General features: G+C 29.1%; 18 protein-coding genes. 8 read left to right on the top strand and 10 right to left on the bottom strand.

Translation table 11 applies throughout. The features are described from left to right. Positions 1-170 precede the first annotated feature (170 nt). The 4 genes from ACSIGC_RS15975 to ACSIGC_RS15960 all read left to right on the top strand — a co-directional run bounded on the left by ACSIGC_RS15975 (position 171) and on the right by ACSIGC_RS15960 (position 5,759). On the top strand, positions 171-1,421 hold the full coding sequence (locus tag ACSIGC_RS15975; RefSeq protein ID WP_442265777.1) for an efflux RND transporter periplasmic adaptor subunit: 1,251 nt from the start codon (positions 171-173) through the stop codon (positions 1,419-1,421). A 23-nt stretch (positions 1,422-1,444) separates the two neighbouring features. Further along, complete coding sequence (locus ACSIGC_RS15970; protein ID WP_442265776.1) at positions 1,445-2,122, top strand: ABC transporter ATP-binding protein; 678 nt, start codon at positions 1,445-1,447, stop codon at positions 2,120-2,122. A 31-nt stretch (positions 2,123-2,153) separates the two neighbouring features. Further along, positions 2,154-4,601, top strand: coding sequence for an ABC transporter permease (locus ACSIGC_RS15965; RefSeq protein ID WP_442265775.1), 2,448 nt, complete (start codon positions 2,154-2,156; stop codon positions 4,599-4,601). Between the two features lie 282 nt (positions 4,602-4,883). Beyond that, on the top strand, positions 4,884-5,759 hold the full coding sequence (locus ACSIGC_RS15960) for a DUF4846 domain-containing protein (RefSeq protein ID WP_442265774.1): 876 nt from the start codon (positions 4,884-4,886) through the stop codon (positions 5,757-5,759). A gap of 2 nt (positions 5,760-5,761) precedes the next feature. Here the strand turns inward: ACSIGC_RS15960 and kdsA are convergent, their stop codons facing one another. Beyond that, on the bottom strand, positions 5,762-6,580 hold the full coding sequence (kdsA, locus tag ACSIGC_RS15955) for a 3-deoxy-8-phosphooctulonate synthase (RefSeq protein ID WP_442265773.1): 819 nt from the start codon (positions 6,578-6,580) through the stop codon (positions 5,762-5,764). Between the two features lie 64 nt (positions 6,581-6,644). On the opposite strand from kdsA, the gene ACSIGC_RS15950 reads away from it, so the two are divergent. The 3 genes from ACSIGC_RS15950 to ACSIGC_RS15940 all read left to right on the top strand — a co-directional run bounded on the left by ACSIGC_RS15950 (position 6,645) and on the right by ACSIGC_RS15940 (position 10,076). Continuing rightward, a complete protein-coding gene (locus ACSIGC_RS15950) occupies positions 6,645-7,736 on the top strand; it encodes a M20/M25/M40 family metallo-hydrolase (protein ID WP_442265772.1) in 1,092 nt (363 codons plus the stop codon). A gap of 248 nt (positions 7,737-7,984) precedes the next feature. Continuing rightward, on the top strand, positions 7,985-9,481 hold the full coding sequence (locus ACSIGC_RS15945; RefSeq protein ID WP_442265771.1) for a S8 family peptidase: 1,497 nt from the start codon (positions 7,985-7,987) through the stop codon (positions 9,479-9,481). A 199-nt stretch (positions 9,482-9,680) separates the two neighbouring features. Continuing rightward, positions 9,681-10,076: a hypothetical protein gene (locus tag ACSIGC_RS15940; protein WP_442265770.1), complete on the top strand. Its 396-nt coding sequence runs from the start codon at positions 9,681-9,683 to the stop codon at positions 10,074-10,076. Between the two features lie 60 nt (positions 10,077-10,136). Here ACSIGC_RS15940 and ACSIGC_RS15935 read toward each other — a convergent pair whose 3' ends face one another. The 8 genes from ACSIGC_RS15935 to ACSIGC_RS15900 form a co-directional block, all read right to left on the bottom strand. Then, positions 10,137-10,964 (bottom strand): M57 family metalloprotease, encoded by an 828-nt coding sequence (locus ACSIGC_RS15935; RefSeq protein WP_442265769.1) that lies wholly within the window; start codon positions 10,962-10,964, stop codon positions 10,137-10,139. Positions 10,965-12,477: 1,513 nt separating this feature from the next. Beyond that, positions 12,478-12,750, bottom strand: coding sequence for a hypothetical protein (locus tag ACSIGC_RS15930; protein WP_442265768.1), 273 nt, complete (start codon positions 12,748-12,750; stop codon positions 12,478-12,480). Position 12,751: 1 nt separating this feature from the next. Further along, complete coding sequence (locus ACSIGC_RS15925) at positions 12,752-13,027, bottom strand: ATP-dependent Clp protease adaptor ClpS (protein ID WP_299680178.1); 276 nt, start codon at positions 13,025-13,027, stop codon at positions 12,752-12,754. A gap of 8 nt (positions 13,028-13,035) precedes the next feature. After that, positions 13,036-13,869: a 50S ribosomal protein L11 methyltransferase gene (gene prmA, locus ACSIGC_RS15920; protein ID WP_442265767.1), complete on the bottom strand. Its 834-nt coding sequence runs from the start codon at positions 13,867-13,869 to the stop codon at positions 13,036-13,038. Further along, the gene (gene tpiA / locus ACSIGC_RS15915; RefSeq protein WP_442265766.1) at positions 13,870-14,628 is read right to left on the bottom strand and encodes a triose-phosphate isomerase; all 759 of its coding nucleotides are present in this window, start codon (positions 14,626-14,628) and stop codon (positions 13,870-13,872) included. It lies immediately after the preceding gene. Positions 14,629-14,786: 158 nt separating this feature from the next. Beyond that, positions 14,787-15,272, bottom strand: a complete 486-nt coding sequence (locus tag ACSIGC_RS15910; RefSeq protein WP_442265765.1) for a TlpA family protein disulfide reductase — start codon at positions 15,270-15,272, stop codon at positions 14,787-14,789. After that, entirely contained in the window at positions 15,273-15,734 is a 462-nt protein-coding gene (locus ACSIGC_RS15905; RefSeq protein ID WP_442265764.1) for a TlpA family protein disulfide reductase, read from the bottom strand. Continuing rightward, a complete protein-coding gene (locus ACSIGC_RS15900; protein ID WP_442265763.1) occupies positions 15,735-16,811 on the bottom strand; it encodes an ABC transporter permease in 1,077 nt (358 codons plus the stop codon). A gap of 64 nt (positions 16,812-16,875) precedes the next feature. On the opposite strand from ACSIGC_RS15900, the gene pyrF reads away from it, so the two are divergent. Next, on the top strand, positions 16,876-17,685 hold the full coding sequence (gene pyrF / locus ACSIGC_RS15895) for an orotidine-5'-phosphate decarboxylase (RefSeq protein WP_442265762.1): 810 nt from the start codon (positions 16,876-16,878) through the stop codon (positions 17,683-17,685). Positions 17,686-17,951: 266 nt separating this feature from the next. Here the strand turns inward: pyrF and ACSIGC_RS15890 are convergent, their stop codons facing one another. Continuing rightward, on the bottom strand, positions 17,952-19,367 hold the full coding sequence (locus tag ACSIGC_RS15890; protein ID WP_442265761.1) for a RagB/SusD family nutrient uptake outer membrane protein: 1,416 nt from the start codon (positions 19,365-19,367) through the stop codon (positions 17,952-17,954). Positions 19,368-19,369: the final 2 nt, after the last annotated feature.

Genomic DNA, 19,369 nt, shown 5'->3' with positions numbered 1-19,369 from the left:
AATTAGAAAAACAAAAAAACTTGATTTATAAAAGTGTACACTTTTGAACATTTAGTGTATCAAAAACGAACACTTAAAAGAAAATAAAAAAACTTAAACCACTGATATACAGGTAATTTTGTTTTTGGCATCATATTGACTATGAAACGAATAACGAAAAAGTTATTACAATGGACATTCAACTTCAAAAGAAAAAATTCTCAAATCAACATATCGCTATTGTAGCTAGTGTGATTATGTTTCTTGCATTACTATTATACATTTTTAAGCAGTCATCTGGAACTACTAAATTAAATGTAAAAAAGGAACGTATAGCTGTGAGTACTGTAATTAATGATGTTTTCCAAGAAAATATTCCTGTTAACGGAATTGTATTACCTATCACAACTATTTATTTAGATGCTTTAGAAGGTGGTAATGTTGTTGAAAAATTTGTTGAAGACGGAGCTAAACTAAAAAAAGGACAGCCTATTTTGAAACTTTCTAATACAGATTTAGAATTAAACCTGATTAACCAAGAAACTTCTGTATACAATTTATTAACGCAAATGCAAATTTCTCAAAATGCTGCTCGTCAAAACACCATCAATAGAAAAAATAGATATACTGATGTAGAAAGTAGTCATATTGAAGCTACTCGAGAATACAAATTGAACAAGAAACTATATGAAAAAGGAGTAATTTCTCGTCAAGATTTTGAATCTTCTGAAAATAATTACAACTATCAAAAAGAACGATTAAAATTAGCAAAACAAGTTTTATCTGAGGATTCTATTGCTTCAAGTTTAGAAATCAACAAAGCCAAAAGTTCCTACAGAAGAACTCAAAATGCTTTAGAACTGATGCGTAAAAAAGTAGGTGATTTAATTGTTCGTGCTCCTATTGATGGACAACTTACTTCTTTTGATACAGAAATCGGACAATCAATTAATAAAGGAACTCGTTTAGGCCAAGTTGATGTTACTTCTGATTATAAAGTTAGAATTGCTATGGATGAGCATTATATTTCTAGAATATATCCTGGGCAAAAAGGAAGTGTTATCCTTCATAATAAAACATATACCTTAGTCATTAAAAAAGTTTTTACTCAAGTTAATAATGGAAAATTTCAAGTAGATATGAAATTTGAAAAGGAAGTTCCTAAAGGGATTCGAAGAGGACAAAACCTACAAATAAAAGTAGCTTTAAGTGCAGAAAAACAAGCTTTACTTGTTCCTAAAGGAAGTTTTTATCAGCAAACTAATGGAAATTGGATTTTTAAAGTTAGTGAAGACGGAAAAAGAGCTTACAAAATAGCCACACAATTAGGTAGTCAAAACACCAGATTTTACGAAATCTTAAACGGTTTAACTCCAGGTGATAAAGTAATTACCTCTAGTTATGAAGCTTATAAAGACGTAGAAGAATTGATTTTACAATAAAAAAATATTAAATAGAAAGTATTATGATACAGATTACTGACTTACAAAAATTTTACAAAACCGAAGAAGTACAAACTATTGCTTTAAACAAATTATCTTTTGAAGTTAAAGAAGGTGAATTTGTAGCTATAATGGGACCTTCAGGATGTGGGAAATCTACTTTACTTAACATTCTTGGTTTATTAGATGATTCAGATGGTGGAAGCTTTAAGTTTAATGGAATAGAAGTTTCTGACTACAACGAACGTAAACGTGCAAACTTAAGAAAACATAATATTGGTTTTGTTTTTCAGAGTTTTAACTTAATTGATGAACTTACTGTTTTTGAAAATGTAGAATTGCCTTTAATCTACACCGGAGTAAAAGCTAAGGAGCGTAAAAAAAGAGTTGAAGAAGTTTTAGAAAAAATGCAAATCATGCATCGTAGAAATCATCTTCCTCAGCAATTATCTGGTGGACAACAACAGCGTGTTGCAGTAGCTAGAGCCGTTGTAAATAATCCGAAATTAATTCTAGCAGATGAACCTACTGGTAACTTAGATAGTAGTAATGGTAATGAAGTTATGGATTTACTTATTGATTTAAATGAGTCTGGAACTACAGTAGTTATGGTAACACATAGCGAACATGATGCTAAATATAGTCATCGAATTATTCGAATGTTAGACGGACAAAAAATAACTGAAAACATTTTAGCTTAATTATTAACCTTTAAAAACAAAGCCTTACGTTATGCTTAAAAATTATTTTAAAATAGCATGGAGAAATATTATGAAAAACAAAGTGTTTTCATTTATAAATGTTATTGGACTTACCATAGGTTTAAGCGCCTCTTTTATTATAGGCTTAATGATTTATTATGATTTTACTTTTGACAATTTTCATAAAGACAGTGATCGAATTTATAGAGTCGTTTCTAACTTTAGCGGTCCAAACGGAAAGTTTTTTAATTCTGGAGTTACTCTAGCTTTAGAAGATGCTATTAAAGAAAATTCTAACTTTGAAGTTATTAATGGTTTTACAATTGAACGTCCTTCTATTGTAGAAAACAAAGAAGAAAATATTATTAAAAAATGGCCAAATCATGTCATTTTCACCACACCTGAATACTTCGATATTTTTGACTATAATTTTCTAGCGGGAAATAAAAATGAAGCTTTGGTTAATCCTAATCAGGTAATTTTAACAGATACAAGAGCCAAAGAATATTTTCCAAAGCTAAATCCATCTCAAATAATTGGAAAAACTTTAGTTTATAATGATTCTTTACAAATAAAAGTTAGTGGAATTGTAGAAAACTTAAAAGGTAGAACCGACTTTATTTTCCAAGAATTTATATCAAGACCAACAGTTTTAAATACTCGTTTAAGAGATGATTTTATAAACAAAAACTGGAATGCAACAAACTCAAGTTCTCAATTATATTTAAAAGTATATTCTGGTACAAACCTAGAACAGATACGAAAAGAATTAAACGATTTAGCAGAAAAACATTTAGATGAATTTTCTCGTAAATACAATCAATCTAAAGAGTTTGTATTACAACCTTTAAACGATATTCACTTTAATAATAGTTATGGAATTTATGATTGGGAAAGAAGTCAACCAAGTAAACCTTTATTAAGAAACCTAGGATTAGTTGCTATTTTCTTGTTATTGTTAGGTTGTATTAATTTTATTAACCTCAACACTGCTCAAGCTACACAACGTTCAAAGGAAATTGGTATTCGAAAAGCTTTAGGAAGTTCAAGAAAACAGTTAATTATACAATTCATGGGGGAAACATTCTTACTGGTTTTTTTGTCAGGTATGCTTTCACTATTATTATCTAAATGGTTAATTCAAGTATTTTCAGACTTTGTTCAAGATGGATTAACTTTCTCTTTATTTGCAACCCCTATAATTATAATAGCAATTATTATACTATTACTAATTGTTACTTTTTTATCTGGATTTTATCCTGCTTTGGTGATATCTAAATTCAATGTAATTGCTGTATTGAAAAACAACTTAGGATCGGGAGAAAAAAAGGCTTTATTAAGAAAATTCTTAACGATATTTCAATTTACAATTGCTCAAATTTTTATTATAGCTACTTTATTGGTTGGAAAACAAATCAATTTCTTATTGAGTAAAGATGTAGGGTTTAAAACTGAAGCTGTTGCTTCTATTTATAATCCAAGAGGAGAACAAGAATTAGCAAAAAAAGAACTGTACTTACAAAAACTAAAAGCTATTCCGCAGATTAATAAATTAAGTATTGGTGGTGTACCCCCAGCATCTAATAGTTATAACACTTCTACTGCAACGTATACTGAGGGAAATGAAAAAATACAGTCTGACATTCAATTTATTTTTGGAGACACAAATTATGGTGAATTATTTGAACTGAAATTACTAGCAGGTAAAATGTTTAGAAATGACACTGTAAGAGAATTAGTTATTAATGAAACAGCTAGAAAAACATTCGGATTTAAAACACCAGAAGATGCTATTGGAAAATCCTTAGATTTTGGAGGGTCAAAAACTCCTATCGTTGGTGTTATGTCTGATTTCAATCAGCAATCGCTTCGATCAAATATTACTCCTTTAGCTCTTACAGGAGATTGGTATAGATCCAGATATAGTAGGTTTATGGCTGTTCATGTAGCATTTCATAATTTATCTGCTGAAGATTTAAAAACCACCTTAACTAAAGTTAAAGCAATTTATAGCGAGGTATACACAGAAGTTGAAGATTATCGAATTGAATTTATGGACGAAACAATTGCAAAGTTTTACAACAAAGAAAATAAGATTTCTAAACTATTAAGCTGGGCTACTGGACTTTCTATTTTAATAAGCTGCTTAGGTTTATGGGGACTTGTAATTTATACTACCAATAGACGTGTTAAAGAAATTGGAATGCGAAAAGTTTTAGGAGCATCTATACTACAAATCAACACGCTTTTGTGTAAAGAATTTTTAATACTAGTTAGTATAGCCTTTGTATTGGCCTCTCCTGTAGCTTGGTACGGGATTCATAAATGGCTTCAAGATTTTTCTTACAGAACAGACATTGGATTTGTAACTTTTCTTGTGAGTGGTTTTACCATGATTGTATTTGCTCTAATAGTAATTAGCATAAAAACTATTCAAGCCGCAAGTTCTAATCCTGTAAAATCATTACGATCCGAATAAATGCTATATAATTTTATAGATAAACAATCACCTGTAATTGCAATTACAGGTGATTGTTTATCTATCGACTATTTACTATTTCAAATTCTCTTTTAAATTCTTTCAAACTTCCATACACTCGGATAACGCATAATTTCAGCGTTTTCTTTTTGAGCATAAACACTAAGGAAAAGGAAATTTACAACGATGAATATTACAATATTTTTTATTTTCATTCTGTTTTAAATTATGGATGCAAAAATATTCTTTAATTTAGAAAGCAAAAATGAATCTTAATAAGCTATGAAAAAAAATCTTCTTTTAATTGTCGCATCAGTACTAATACTATTTATTTTAATGCGAATGAATCCGAAGGGAAAACAATACACTAATCAAATTGAAGCCTTTATTTCATTACCTAAAGAAAATTTAATTAATAAAGATGGAAAAACAATTAAATCTCGTATAAAACCACCTAAAGGTTATGAGCGAAATACTATAAAAAACAACTCTTTTCAATACTACTTAAGAAACTATAAATTAAAGAAACACGGTTCTGAAATCATTAATTACGATGGTTCTAAATATTTTGCTCAAGATTGGCACGATGCTATTTTAGAGGTTCCAGTTCCTAAAAATGGTTTGCAACAATGTGCAGATGCTTTAATGAGAATTAGGTCTGAGTATTTATGGAATCAAAACAGGAAAGATGAAATAGGTTTTAAATTTACTTCTGGTCATTATTGTTCTTGGAAACAATACGCTGCTGGTTATAGACCAAAAATCAAAGGTAACAAGGTAAATTTTCATAAAACAGCGAAACCTGATTATTCTAAAACCAACTTTTACAAATATTTAAACTTAATTTATACCTATTCAGGAACTGCTTCTTTGCATAATGAACTTGAAAAAGTAAAAATTAAAGACATTAAAATTGGTGATATGTTGGTAAAACCTGGATTTCCAGGACATATCGAAATTATTGTAGATGAAGTAAGTAATGAAAAAGGCGAAAAACTTTTTTTATTAGCCCAAGGAAACACACCTGCACAGAGTGTTTGTTTACTTAAAAACTTTGAAGATACAGATATCTCTCCTTGGTATAATTTTTCTTCAAACGCACCAGTTTATACTCCAAGTTATTATTTTGAAAAACCAGTTTTTGTTCGATTTAAATAAAATTAAAAAGTATTTACAAGCTTTTTAATTGCTACTAAATTAGAAAGTAATTGTTCTAAATAATCTAAATGTAACATATTAGCCCCATCAGATTTAGCATTAGCAGGATCAAAATGTGTTTCAATAAATAAACCATCAACATTATTTACAACTCCTGCTCTAGCAATAGTTTCAATCATATCTGGTCTACCTCCTGTAACTCCAGAACTTTGATTTGGCTGTTGTAATGAGTGAGTTACATCTAATACCGTTGGAGCAAATTTTTTCATCGTAGGAATTCCTCTAAAGTCTACTAATAAATCTTGATATCCAAACATTGTTCCTCTCTCTGTAATCCAAGCTTTTTCACTTCCAGAATCTTTTACTTTTTTAACAGCGTGCTCCATAGCTTCTGGACTCATAAATTGTCCTTTCTTTAAGTTTACTACTTTACCAGTTTTTGCTGCAGCGACTACTAAATCTGTTTGACGAACTAAAAATGCAGGAATTTGTAATACATCTACATATTCTGCTGCTTTATCAGCATCTAAAATTTCATGAATATCTGTAACTGTTGGTACATCAAAAGTTTCAGAAACTTTTCTTAAAATCTTTAAAGCTTTATCATCACCTATACCAGTAAAACTATCAATTCTACTTCTATTCGCTTTTTTAAAACTCCCTTTAAAAACGTAAGGAATTTCTAATCGATCTGTAATAGCAACAATCTTCTCTGCTATTCTTAAAGCCATTTCCTCTCCTTCTATTGCACAAGGACCTGCCAGTAAAAAGAAATTATTAGAATGGGTATGCTTTATTTTAGGTATAAGATTTAAATCCATGATCAAAATTTTGGCAAATTTAAGGAATAATATTAGCTATCTTTAGCTTTTAATTTATTTACTTATGAAATCTATTCTTTTAAAATTACCTCTCATATTTTCTTTATCTATTTTGGTTAGTTGCGCCATTAATTTGAAAAGTGCTAATGGCGCAGATGGAACTAAAGGAGAAAATGCTACTAATGGAAAAATTGGAAAAAACGGAGGAAACGGAGAAAACGGTCAAGATCAAGCTTTAATTAATCTTTCTAAATCTCCAGAACAAAACACACAAAAAACAAAAACACCAAATATTGATACTACATTAGTAAGAAATCATTTATATACTTTAGCTTCTGATGAAATGGAAGGAAGAGCTACAGGAACTCCTGGAATTGAAAAAGCTGCCCAGTATATAGAAAATGAATACAAAAAAATTGGTCTCAAAACATTTCAAAACCTTAAAACATACCGTCAAAATTTTGAGCAAAAAGGCATAAAAATGTTTAATGTAATTGGTCTTTTAGAAGGAAAAAGTAAAAAAGACGAAATTGTTATTGTATCTGCACATTACGACCACTTAGGTGTTAAAAAAAGTGGAGATGGAGATCGTATTTATAATGGTGCAAATGACGATGCCTCTGGAGTTGTTGGAGTTTTGACTTTAGCTAAATACTTTGCTGAACAAAACAATAATGAAAGAAGTATATTGTTTGTATGTTTTACAGCAGAAGAAATGGGGTTAATAGGTTCAAAATATTTTGGAAAGCAAATTGATCCTAAAAAATTTGTAGCTGGTATAAACCTAGAATTAATAGCTAAAGAACCTAAAACTGGACCAAAAACAGCATGGCTAACTGGTTTTGAACGATCTAATTTTGGGGAAATTATTCAGAAAAATTTAAAAGGTACTGGTTATAAATTATTTCCAGATCCTTATAAAAGTTTCAATCTTTTTTTTAGATCTGATAATGCATCTTTAGCTCGATTAGGAGTTCCTTCTCATACTTTCTCTACAACACCAATTGATATTGATCCTGATTATCATAAAGTAACAGATGAAGCCGAAACTTTAGACGTATCTATTTTAACTGAAACTATTAAAGCTGTTTTTGTAGGAACTGCATCTATTATAAATGGAAAAGACACACCAACCAGAGTAAAACTTGAAAAATAAAATACCATATTACTAATTACAACTCATAAAAAAAGCATATCTAACAATGTAGATATGCTTTTTTTATTAAATATTCTTTTTTAACACAAAAACACATCTAGATCAATAAACACAATAGCTAAAAGCATTCACTTAACAAAGTTTTTTATCAAAAAACACAAAAAAACATACTCAAAATAAATATTTGATAATTTTTTTATGATTTTTTTAATATATTCGTGTCAACAAATTAAAAAACCCTTCAAAGAATGAAAAAACTATTATTTACCCTAGCGGTAGCTGGGGTTATAGTTTCGTGCTCTAAAAATGACGAAACTATAGATCAACCAATTCCTGAACAACAAACAGAATTACTTTCTAAAAGTAAAATCAACACAATCATTCAAGAATCATTGGAAACTAAAGGTGATTTCGACTGGATGGACACTAATGCACAAACTATCTGGAGTGCTGTTAAGCATGGTAATAACTTATTAACCATTGGATATGGTAGTGATCCTGGACAATTTCAGAGAAGCACTGCTTCTACAAATATTAAAGATAAACTTATCAATCTAGTAAGATCTATTGAAAGCAAAGATAACTCTACTGCTTCTAGAGCTACAGACGATTTATATATTGATGATAATATTAATGTAATAGATATTAAGGTTGAAAATATTGCAACTATAGAAGCTTTATTAGCTGACCAAACTGTTCGCTATTTGGAACCTGCTTCTTATAAACTTGAAGAAGATAACGGATTAAGCGCAAGATCTGGTGAAGGATTTGGGTGTGGTTTCAGATCACAAAGTATTGCTTCTGCTGATTATAGAACCGTATCTCCTGCTGCTAGAGTACCTTGGAATTTTGACATTCACAATATTCCTTCTGCTTGGAATTATAGCACTGGTAGAGGAATAACAGTTGCCGTTATAGATTCTGGCTTATCTTCTGGACAAAGATTTATGAATCAAAACTTCAACACAGGACAATCTTCTGGTAGAACAGTACAAAAATATGGAACTTTTGTAGATTCAATTTGGCCTTGGTCGAATAATTATGATGGTGTTAACGATAAATGCGGACATGGTACTAGTATGGCATCTGTGGCTACAGCTCCTAGAAATGGTAATAATTTACCTGTTGGAGTTGCATATAACGCGAACTTAGTTAGTTATAGAGCTGTACAAAATGTATTGATAGATGATTATCATGAAAAAAGAGGTGTTGCTGAAGCATTAACTGCTTTAGGTAATAGAAGTGATGTGAAAATAATTTCAATGTCAATAGGTTCTCCTTTTAGTATTTCAAGAGTAAAAGATGCAGTTAGATATGCCTATAATAGAGGAAAAATGATTATAGCTGCTGGTGGTACTTCTACTTCTTTAACAACTTGGTACGGAGTAATTTTTCCTGCTAGTATGGATGAAACAGTTGCTGTTACTGGTTTAAAAGAAGGAAGATATGAAAGATGTGGGAACTGTCATTCTGGTTCTAAAATAGATTTCACAATTGAAATGGAAAGAAATTCAGGAAATTTTGTTCCTGTATTAAGTTCTTACGATAATGCTGCAAATTATGTAGGAGGTTCTTCTGTAGCAACGGCTACAACTGCTGGTATTGCGGCTTTAGTATGGTCTAAAAATCCTACATGGACTAGAGCACAAGTATTAGATAAAATGAAACGAGCTGGAGAATTTTATCCTAACAGAAACTCTAGTTTTGGTTATGGAAATATCAACGCATTAAAAGCTGTACAATAAAAACAAATTTTATACTTTCTTTATTAATAATTATCTTAAAAGTCTTGCTTTATATAAAGCAAGACTTTTTTCTATTAAATTACAACAAACAGAAAAATCAATTTTACTTTGGCATGAAGTTAGCTTATAGTTTTATATATCTAAAAACAGATGTATAAATAACTTTTATAAATTTGCATCATAAATAAATTAAATCAAAATGAAGAAAATTACTTTTATCATTTATTTCCTTTTCATTTCTATTGGACTTTTTAGTCAAAACAGAGAAGGATCTATATTTTATTCTTTTGTTGAAAAAACAGACTCTGAATATAAAATTAACGTAGACATTTATGAAGTGGAAAAGGTTGAATTTATTAAGATAGAACTTGTTGATGAAAATAAGAATGAGTTAGTCGTAGAAACAGCTGAATTAGCATTAAGAGAAGGAAAATACTATTTAAAATTTAATAATACAGAAAAAGAAGTCGTACCTGAGGACATAAACTTATCTATTAAAAATGAATATAACGACATTAAGTACCCTCAAATAAACATTAAATTATTAGATAAACTACTGAGAATAGTAGATTATTCACAAAAAGTATTTTATTAAAAATAAAAATCCTGAGAAATAATTCTCAGGATTTTTTTTATAAATAATATAAATTACTACTTAGTATAAATACTGTAATGCAATAATATCGTTTGGACCAAACTCACCATCATCACTTGAATTAAAACAAGCAATCATAACTGAAGTAGGATCATATCCAGCAGGAGTTCCAGGTACTGGATTAGCTCCAACACCAGCACTACCTTCATTTACATTTTGCCCACAACTTTGTCTTGTTTGATAATCTGTATGACGGAAACCTACAGAGTGACCTATTTCATGAGTAATTACATGCTCATTTACATTAGTTGTAAAACCATCTAAGCCGAAAATTTGAACAAACTTAAATGGGTTTCCTCCAGAAGGAAAACCAGCAGAACCTCCTGAACCATTTTCGTTAGGATTATTGTAAACTACCATGTCTTGTGGTTGATAATTAGTTCCAAAAGTTAAGTTAAATCTAATACTTAAATTTAATCTGTTATAATTGTTCACAGCCCATTGTAAAGCTGTTCTTGCCTTACTAGACAAACCAAAACCTCCACCACCAGTGTACCCGATGATATCAATAACAGTATTTTGAGCCACTAAATTGTTAGTGTAATAATTTCTTCCTGAAAGATCTTGTAAATTAGGAAGACTGTTGATTTTTTCTTCAGTCATATGAATATCACCTTCAACCTGGTACATAGGAGTAGTTTCACCAGAAGGCAACACAAAATCAACTTTCTTTACGTTATTTGTATTCATATCAAAATTTGCTAACCTTGATACAAGAGTAGAAGAAATACCATTATCAGCTACAGCTTCTGGCTGATTATTGTCTTCTGACTGACATGCGAAAAAACTCGCACCAATTAATAATAATGCAACTCGGGAGAATTTCATTTTTTTCATCTTTAAATTGTTTTTTAATGGTTAATAATTAAATTTTTAACGAAATTATAACTTTTTTTTTACCATTTTAACATCTATATATTATTTCACAAGATTTACTTAAATGTTAATAAAACAACAAGATAGATAAAAATTTAACATTTTTATCTAAAAAAAACAGTAATCAATTATCCTACAATAGTATATAATTTGACAACTAACTTATTCATTTTCAATTTCATTTTGCAACTTAAATTAACACTAATATTTAAAATTAACATTTAGTTAACGATACAAACATTAAAAAGCATCACTAAAACAAATCCTATAAAACCTATCAAAAAAATAGGAAATAAATAAAAAACTCTACTTTAAAATTCATAAAAAGCAAAAAAAAATCTCAAAATGAGATCTTTTAACAATTAACCAAACTTAAATTATTTATACTTTTTTCTATTACTCTTGTTATTACAATATGAGCTTCTTCTTTAGAAGAGAAATTCTCTGGGGGAAGAAGCTCTTGGTTTTGGGGATTATATTAAGGTATTGGGGATTACCTAGTTTTATTTTAATTATATTTTTATATAGTTATGACACATTTAAACATAAAAAGTCACTACTAAACAAAAAAAGAAGACTTCAAAATTAATTGAAGCCTCCTTGTCTAACCAAACTTAGTATAAAAACTAACTACTACTATTTTTATTTTATATTCTTGAAAATTTAAAAATCATTATTCTTTTATTATAGTTATTAAAAAAGGGACTTTAAAAGTCAAAGCCCCTTTGTCTAACCAAACTTAGTATAAAAACTAACTACTACTATTTTTAACTACTATTAACTATTTAAACACTTTTTTGTGTTTTTTACATCTTTATAACTTAGGGATTATAAAATTGTAATTTGGGAATTACTATATATTGTTAATGAACTTATCTAATTTTAAAACAGTTATTATACTGTTACATTTATTTGACACACTTTTTTTTAATTGGTCACAAAAAAAGGAGATTCGAAATAAAATATTTTAAATCTCCTTGTCTAACCAAACTTAGTATAAAAACTAACTACTACTATTTTTAACTACTACTAACTATTATACTTTATGTGTTGTTATATTACTATAACTAGGGATTATAAAATTGTAATTTGGGAATTACTATATATTGTTAATGAACTTATCTAATTTTAAAACAGTTATTATACTGTTACATTTATTTGACACACTTTTTTTTAATTGGTCACAAAAAAAGGAGATTCGAAATAAAATATTTTAAATCTCCTTGTCTAACCAAACTTAGTATAAAAACTAACTACTACTATTTTTAACTACTACTAACTACTATACTTTAAGTGCCGTTATATTTCTATAACTAGGGATTATAAAATTGTAATTTGGGAATTACTATATATTTTCAATGAACTTATCTAATTTTAAAACAGTTATTATACTGTTACATTAAATAAGACACATCTTTTTTTGATTGGTCACTATAAAAAGAAAAAACTCAATTTAATTGAGTTTTTAGTGAAGATATTTTCTTAAAATTATTCTATGTTCGGGTATAGATTTATCGTAGTTTTCTACCAACAACTCTAGTATTTCTGGGGGCTTCACCCCTACTTCTTTCTTAGACAAGAATTTGGAAACATATAAATTATAGCCATCTATTTTTTTTTCAAAAATTAAAAAATGTTCGCTATTCAATTCTGTAAAAGCTATTTCGTTTCCAGAAAAAGTGTTTGATTGATCTTCAGAAAATTCTGAAAAATCGTAGTACTTAAGTACATTCTCCATGTTATACTATTTCAGCAGATAAACCTAATTCTAACAATTTAGAACATCTTGGTTCTAAATCTTTATATTCTCCTGTTTTAACAGCACACTTACCTTTATAATGCACAAGTATTGTACATTGTTCTGCTTGTTCTAAAGTATGATCACAAACATCAATTAAACTATCTATTACAAAGTCAAATGTATTTACATCATCATTATACAAAATAATTTCATGCTGACTAGTTTCTTGTACTAGCACATCTAATTCTTCTTGTATTTTTTCTATCGTACTCATCTTCAATTTTACTTAATATACTTTAACGACACCCAGTTATTTCTTTTAATAACTACATCTAAGGTCATTCCGTATTTAGATACTTCTTTATCTATAATTGGAATATCTTCCTTATAAAATCCACTTAAAAGTAATATTCCTTTCTCACTTATACAACTCATATAAGCATTCATATCTTTTAAAAGAATATTTCTATTAATATTTGCGATAATGACGTCATATTTTCTATTAACTAGTAACTCTGCATCTCCTTCTAAAACAGTAATGTTTTTACAAGAATTTCGCTCTACATTCTCTAAAGAATTTACATAACACCAATTATCAATATCTATAGCATCTATAGGGTTAGCACCTTTCATTTCAGCAAAAATTGCTAAAACTCCGGTACCACATCCCATGTCTAATACTTTTTTATCTTGTAAATTTAAACCTATAAGATGTTGTATCATCATGTATGTTGTTTCATGATGACCTGTTCCAAAACTCATCTTAGGTTCAATAACAATATCGTATTCTAAATTTGGATTTTCATGAAAAGGAGCTCTAATACTCACCTTATCTTCTACTTGAATTGGGTTAAAATGTTTTTCCCATTCTTCATTCCAATTAGTTTGTTCAACTTCTTTGAATTCGTAAGTTATTTCAAATTCCGTTGATTCAAGTATAAAGATTTCCTCTAAAACATCTTCTTTCCAATCTTTCTTTTGAATATAAGCTAACAAACCCGTTTCATTTTCAACAAAACTTTCAAAATTTTTCTCACCTAATTCAGCTATTAAAATTTCAATTGCTGGCTGTTTCGGTTCTACTACAAAAGAATACTCTATATATATATTATCCAATTAAATTGATTTTACAATAGCAGAAAAATCTTTTTCTTTTAATGAAGCTCCTCCAATTAAACCTCCATCAACATCTGGTTTAGAAAAAATTTCTTCTGCATTATTTGGTTTTACACTACCTCCATAAAGAATAGAAACACTATCAGCCAATTTAGCATCATAAGCTTTAGCCAATAAACCTCTAATAAACTCATGCATTTCTTGAGCTTGATCTGCTGTCGCTGTTTGTCCTGTTCCTATTGCCCATACAGGCTCATAAGCTAAAATGATATTTTTAAATACTTCTGCCTGTAACCCGAAAAGCGCTTTTTTTAATTGGCTTTCTACAACTGAGAAATGATTTTCATTTTGTCTGTCTTCTAATTGTTCTCCAAAACAAAAAATAACATCTAAACCTTTTGCTACTGCTGTATTTACTTTTTGAGCTAAAGCCTCATCTGTTTCGTTAAAATAAGCTCTTCTTTCCGAATGCCCCAAAATAACAACATTTACTCCAATATCTAACAACATATCAGCAGAAATCTCTCCTGTAAAAGCTCCATTTTTAGCTTGGTGTAAATTTTGAGCAGAAACTTCTAAAACACTCTTCGCTGTTTTCTTTACAGCATGTTGTAGATTCACGAATGTTGGAGCAATAATTACACGGGTATTATCTAACTTTACTCCTTTTAATTCTTTTTTTAACCCTTTAAGCAACTCTTTAGTTTCATTTAAAGTGTTGTTCATTTTCCAGTTACCTGCTACAATTTTTTGTCTCATTGGTTTTGTTATAAATACTTCTGTTATTGAAGGTTGATTATTATTAGTTTATTAGCACATTTATTTTAAAAAAACTTTGTAGTGCAATCACACAAAACTACTTTTTTAATAACGAAGTTTAAAGATTAAGCTTTAGTTTTTTTACGAAAACGTAATAATTATTTGAGGGCATTTAAAACCCTAGAGTCATTAACTCTAATCGCATTAAAGACTTCAATACCTCCTACTTCATTTATAATTAAATATCTTGGAATCCATGATAAATCTAAAAATTCACCTAAATCTCCATCCCAACTTGAAGGTAACAAATAATGTTCTCCATTAATTCCATATTTACTTATTCCATTCTGTAAATCAGTTAATGAATCATCTATAGATAAAAATAAAAAAACTATATCTGGATTATCTTTTTGAAGTTGTGAAACTTTAGGCATAGATTTAATACAATCTGAACACCAAGAAGCCCAAACATCAATTAAAATCTTTTTTCCTTTATATTGATTTAAAACATTCTTGAAAGTAATTGAATCATTTGATAATGTTACCAATTGATCTTGCAAAGCCTTTTCAGAAAACGAAGATTCTATTCTTGGCTTACAGCTTAAAAACACCATCAAAATAAATAATAAAGAAAGTAACTTCATTTATTTTAATTTATCTGATACTTTGGATGTTTTAAAAACTTCTATATTTCCTTGCTCATCTATTTTTAGAAATCTAGGAATACTTTTTAATTTTAGAAATTTCCCTAAACTTCCTTCTCCTTTTTCAGGGATGTAATAAAATTGTCCTTTAGGTTTTACATACGCTAAACCTCGCTTCCAATCGTAATATGAATGATCTACCGATAAAAAAACAAAACTGAATTCAGGATTTTCTTTTTGAAATTTTAAAACATCATCAAAACTATCCTGACTCACAGGACAATAACTAGCGAATATTTGAGCAAAAATCTTTTTCCCTTTATTACGTTCTAAAACTTCTTTAAAGGTTATTGTTTCTCTATTTAAAGTTTGAATTTTCTCATTTAATGCAGATTCTGAAAACACTTTCGGTGAAGTACAACTTGCGAAGAAAACTATAATTACCAAATAAAAATATTTCATTTAATTCAATTTTACTCTTGGGTCTAACCAAACATAAATGATATCTACCAAAATATTGATTATTATAAATATACTTGAAATCACTAATACACTTCCCATAATAACTGGTAAATCTAAAGTATCTAAAGCATTAACGATCTCTTTTCCTAAACCATTCCAGTTAAAAATATATTCAATAAAAACTGCTCCTGCTAACATTGAAGCAAACCAACCTGAAATTGCAGTAACAACAGGGTTTAACGAATTCTTTAAAGCATGATTTTTAATCACTTTAAAATTAGATAATCCTTTTGCCCGAGCTGTTCTTATATAATCCTGATTTAAAGTTTCTAACAAGGAATTTCTCATTAATTGGCTTACAACAGCTAGTGGTCGTATTCCTAAAACAATTGATGGTAATATTAAATTTTTCCACTGTATATGTGTTCCTTCACCAAAATCATCTACGACAAATAAACTTCCTGTCATTTCAAGTCCTGTAAATTCATGAAGTACAAATCCGAAAAACCAAGCGAATAAAATTGCCGAGAAAAAGGAAGGTAAACTCATTCCTAATGTACTTAAAACAGCTATTAATTTATCTAAAGTAGAATTTTTATAAACTGCAGAAAACACTCCTAATAAAATTCCTAAAACAATAGCCATTATGATAGCAAAACTTGCAAGAACTATAGTATTAGGTAATGTTTCTTTAATTACTGAAGTTACAGATTTTCCATTTTTTTGAAAAGATTCCCTTAAATAAGGATATTTTACAACTATACTTAAATCACCAATGGAAAAAATATTTTTAAATGTATATTTTTCTGAAGCTAAAGAAGTATAATGATTTTCATTTTTGCTATGAAAAGACAAAGGTGACAAATCATTCAAATAATATAAATATTGAGTTCCAACTGATTGATCGAAACCATGCTTTTTTCTAATAATCTCTAGCTGTTCACTATCTTCTCTTTGTCCCATTAACATTCGAGCTGGATCACCAGGTAAAATATTAAAAAGAAAGAAAACAACGGTTACTACTCCTAAAAGTGTTAGAAAACCATAAAAAATCTTAGTTGTTATATACTGAAACATTTGAAAACAAAGATAACAGAAACTTTAAAATAGTTACTTTTGCCTAACTTTTTAACAACAAACAATGACAACTGAACAATTAGTAGCTGAAATACGACAAAAAAAATCGTTTTTGTGTATTGGGTTAGATGTAGATTTAAATAAAATACCCAAACATTTATTAGCGTTAGAAGATCCTATTTTTGAATTTAACAAAGCAATTATAGATGCTACTCACCATCTTTGTGTCGCCTATAAACCGAATACTGCTTTTTATGAAGCTTATGGTATTAAAGGATGGAAATCTTTAGAAAAAACAATACAATACATAAACGAAAATCATCCTAATATTTTTACGATTGCTGATGCTAAGAGAGGAGATATTGGAAATACTTCAACAATGTATGCTAAAGCTTTTTTTGAAGATTTATCTTTTGATTCAGTTACAGTTGCTCCTTACATGGGGAAAGATTCTGTTGAACCTTTTTTAGCTTTTGAAGACAAACATACCATTTTATTAGCTTTAACTTCTAATGCTGGGGCTTTTGATTTTCAAACTCAAAAAGTAGAAGGGAAAGAAGTTTACAAACATGTTTTAAACACATCTAGAAAATGGAGAAATGCTCATAACTTAATGTATGTAGTTGGAGCTACAAAAGCTGAGTATTTAAAAGATATTCGTGAAATTATACCAGACAGTTTCTTATTAGTTCCTGGAGTTGGTGCTCAGGGTGGAAATTTACAAGAGGTTTGTAAATATGGCATGAATTCTTCTGTTGGTTTATTAATCAATTCTTCTAGAGGAATTATTTATGCCGGAAACGACGAAAACTTCGCAGAAGCAGCTTCAAAAAAGGCTAAAGAATTACAATTGCAAATGAATGCTATCTTATAAAAAATAAAAAAGTCAAGGTTAACAAACTTCCTTGACTTATTGGTTGATTAATTCAAACAACTATACATAAAAACAGTTGTTAATTCAAAGATAAACACTAAAAATGTGCCTTAAATTAGTTTTGATGTAAGTTGCTTAAATTTTGAACTAAATGATCGAAAATTGATTTCAAATCATTCTATAAAAAAACTGAAGCTGTCTAAAAAGACAGCTTCAATTAATTACTAATTAATACTAAAATTTATAAAACAAATTTATACTTTAAATTAGTATCCTGGATTTTGAGCTAAGAAAGGAGATAAATCTCTAACCGCTTGAGGGATTGGGAAAATTGTGCGATCCATACCTGGAGCAGATAAATTTGCATCTGGCTGCCCTGGTCTTCTTAAATCCATTCTATTTCTCATTAAATCCATTCTTCTTTGTCCTTCGAAAGCTAATTCTTTTCTTCTTTCATTTAAGATGATATCTAAATCAACAGTAGTTAAATTAGGTAAACCAGCTCTAGTTCTTAATGTATTGATATCTGCTAAAGGAGTAGCTCCAACAGTAGAACCAGCTCTAAAGTTACCTTCTGCTCTAGTTAAATACATTTCTGTAATTCTAATTACAGGAGCGTCATCTGCATTATTATTACCATCAGGGAATTTACTAGTAAACGTTCTCACATTTCCTTGTGCGTCATTACCTGTTTGATTTAAAGTAGTAAATCTTAAATCTCCTGGTTCTGCAGCATAAGCTGCTAATAAATCATCAGAGAAAGGAGCATCTCCTCTACCTAATGGATTTGGATTAGTTAATCCAGAAAAACCTTCACCACTATCTTGAGCATCGTCTGCATTATTTGCTAACGTAAAGATATGTTCCATAGAACCTCTTTGATTATAAAAAGTATAATCTGTAGCTAAAGCATAAAAACCATCATTAATTACTTCATTTGCCATTTGAGCAGCTTCAGCAAATCTCTCTTGATATAAATACAACCTAGCAAGTAAAGCTTTGGCTGCACCAGAAGTTGCTTTAATTCTTGTTGTAGGTGCTCCTAAACTAGGAATAATAGCTAATAATTCAGATTCAATAAAATCGTGTACTTCACCTAAAGTAGCTCTATTAACCTCTAAACCAATCTCAGAACTAATTACTAACGGTACACTTAAATTATTTCTTCCTTCAGCTACTTGTAAAGGCTGACCAAAGAATGATGAGATATTTAAATATACTAAAGCTCTCATAAATCTAGCCTCTGCTATAGCTTGAGTTCTTTGTGCTTGAGTAAAAGTTTCATCCTCTACTAAAGGAACATTATCAATTACCAAATTTGCTGATGCAATAGTTTCGTAATTATCATCCCACATACCATTAATTGAGGTATTAGTAGATAATGTAGTATACTGTCTTATTTCATTAAATGTAGGAAATGTTCCTTCAAAATCAACATTATCAGATTGCCATTCTCCACTTAATTGTAATGTACCATTTAATACATCATCTTGCTGAGCAGCACTATACATTCCTTCTAAAGCTCCTAAAGCTAATGTTCCATTAGAGAAAACAAGCTCAGTTACGGGAGAATCTTCAGGTAATACATTTAATTCATCTTCACAAGACGTAAAAATCAATGACGATACTGCAAGACTTAAAATCCCTGCTCTTTTTAGTATTATGTTTATATTATTTTTCATGA

The organism is Tenacibaculum aquaeponti, from assembly GCF_052084715.1.
In the GTDB taxonomy this organism is placed as follows: Bacteria; Bacteroidota; Bacteroidia; order Flavobacteriales; family Flavobacteriaceae; genus Polaribacter.
Note: the sequence above shows the minus strand (reverse complement) of the source record. Positions and strands in the feature narration are given on the sequence as shown.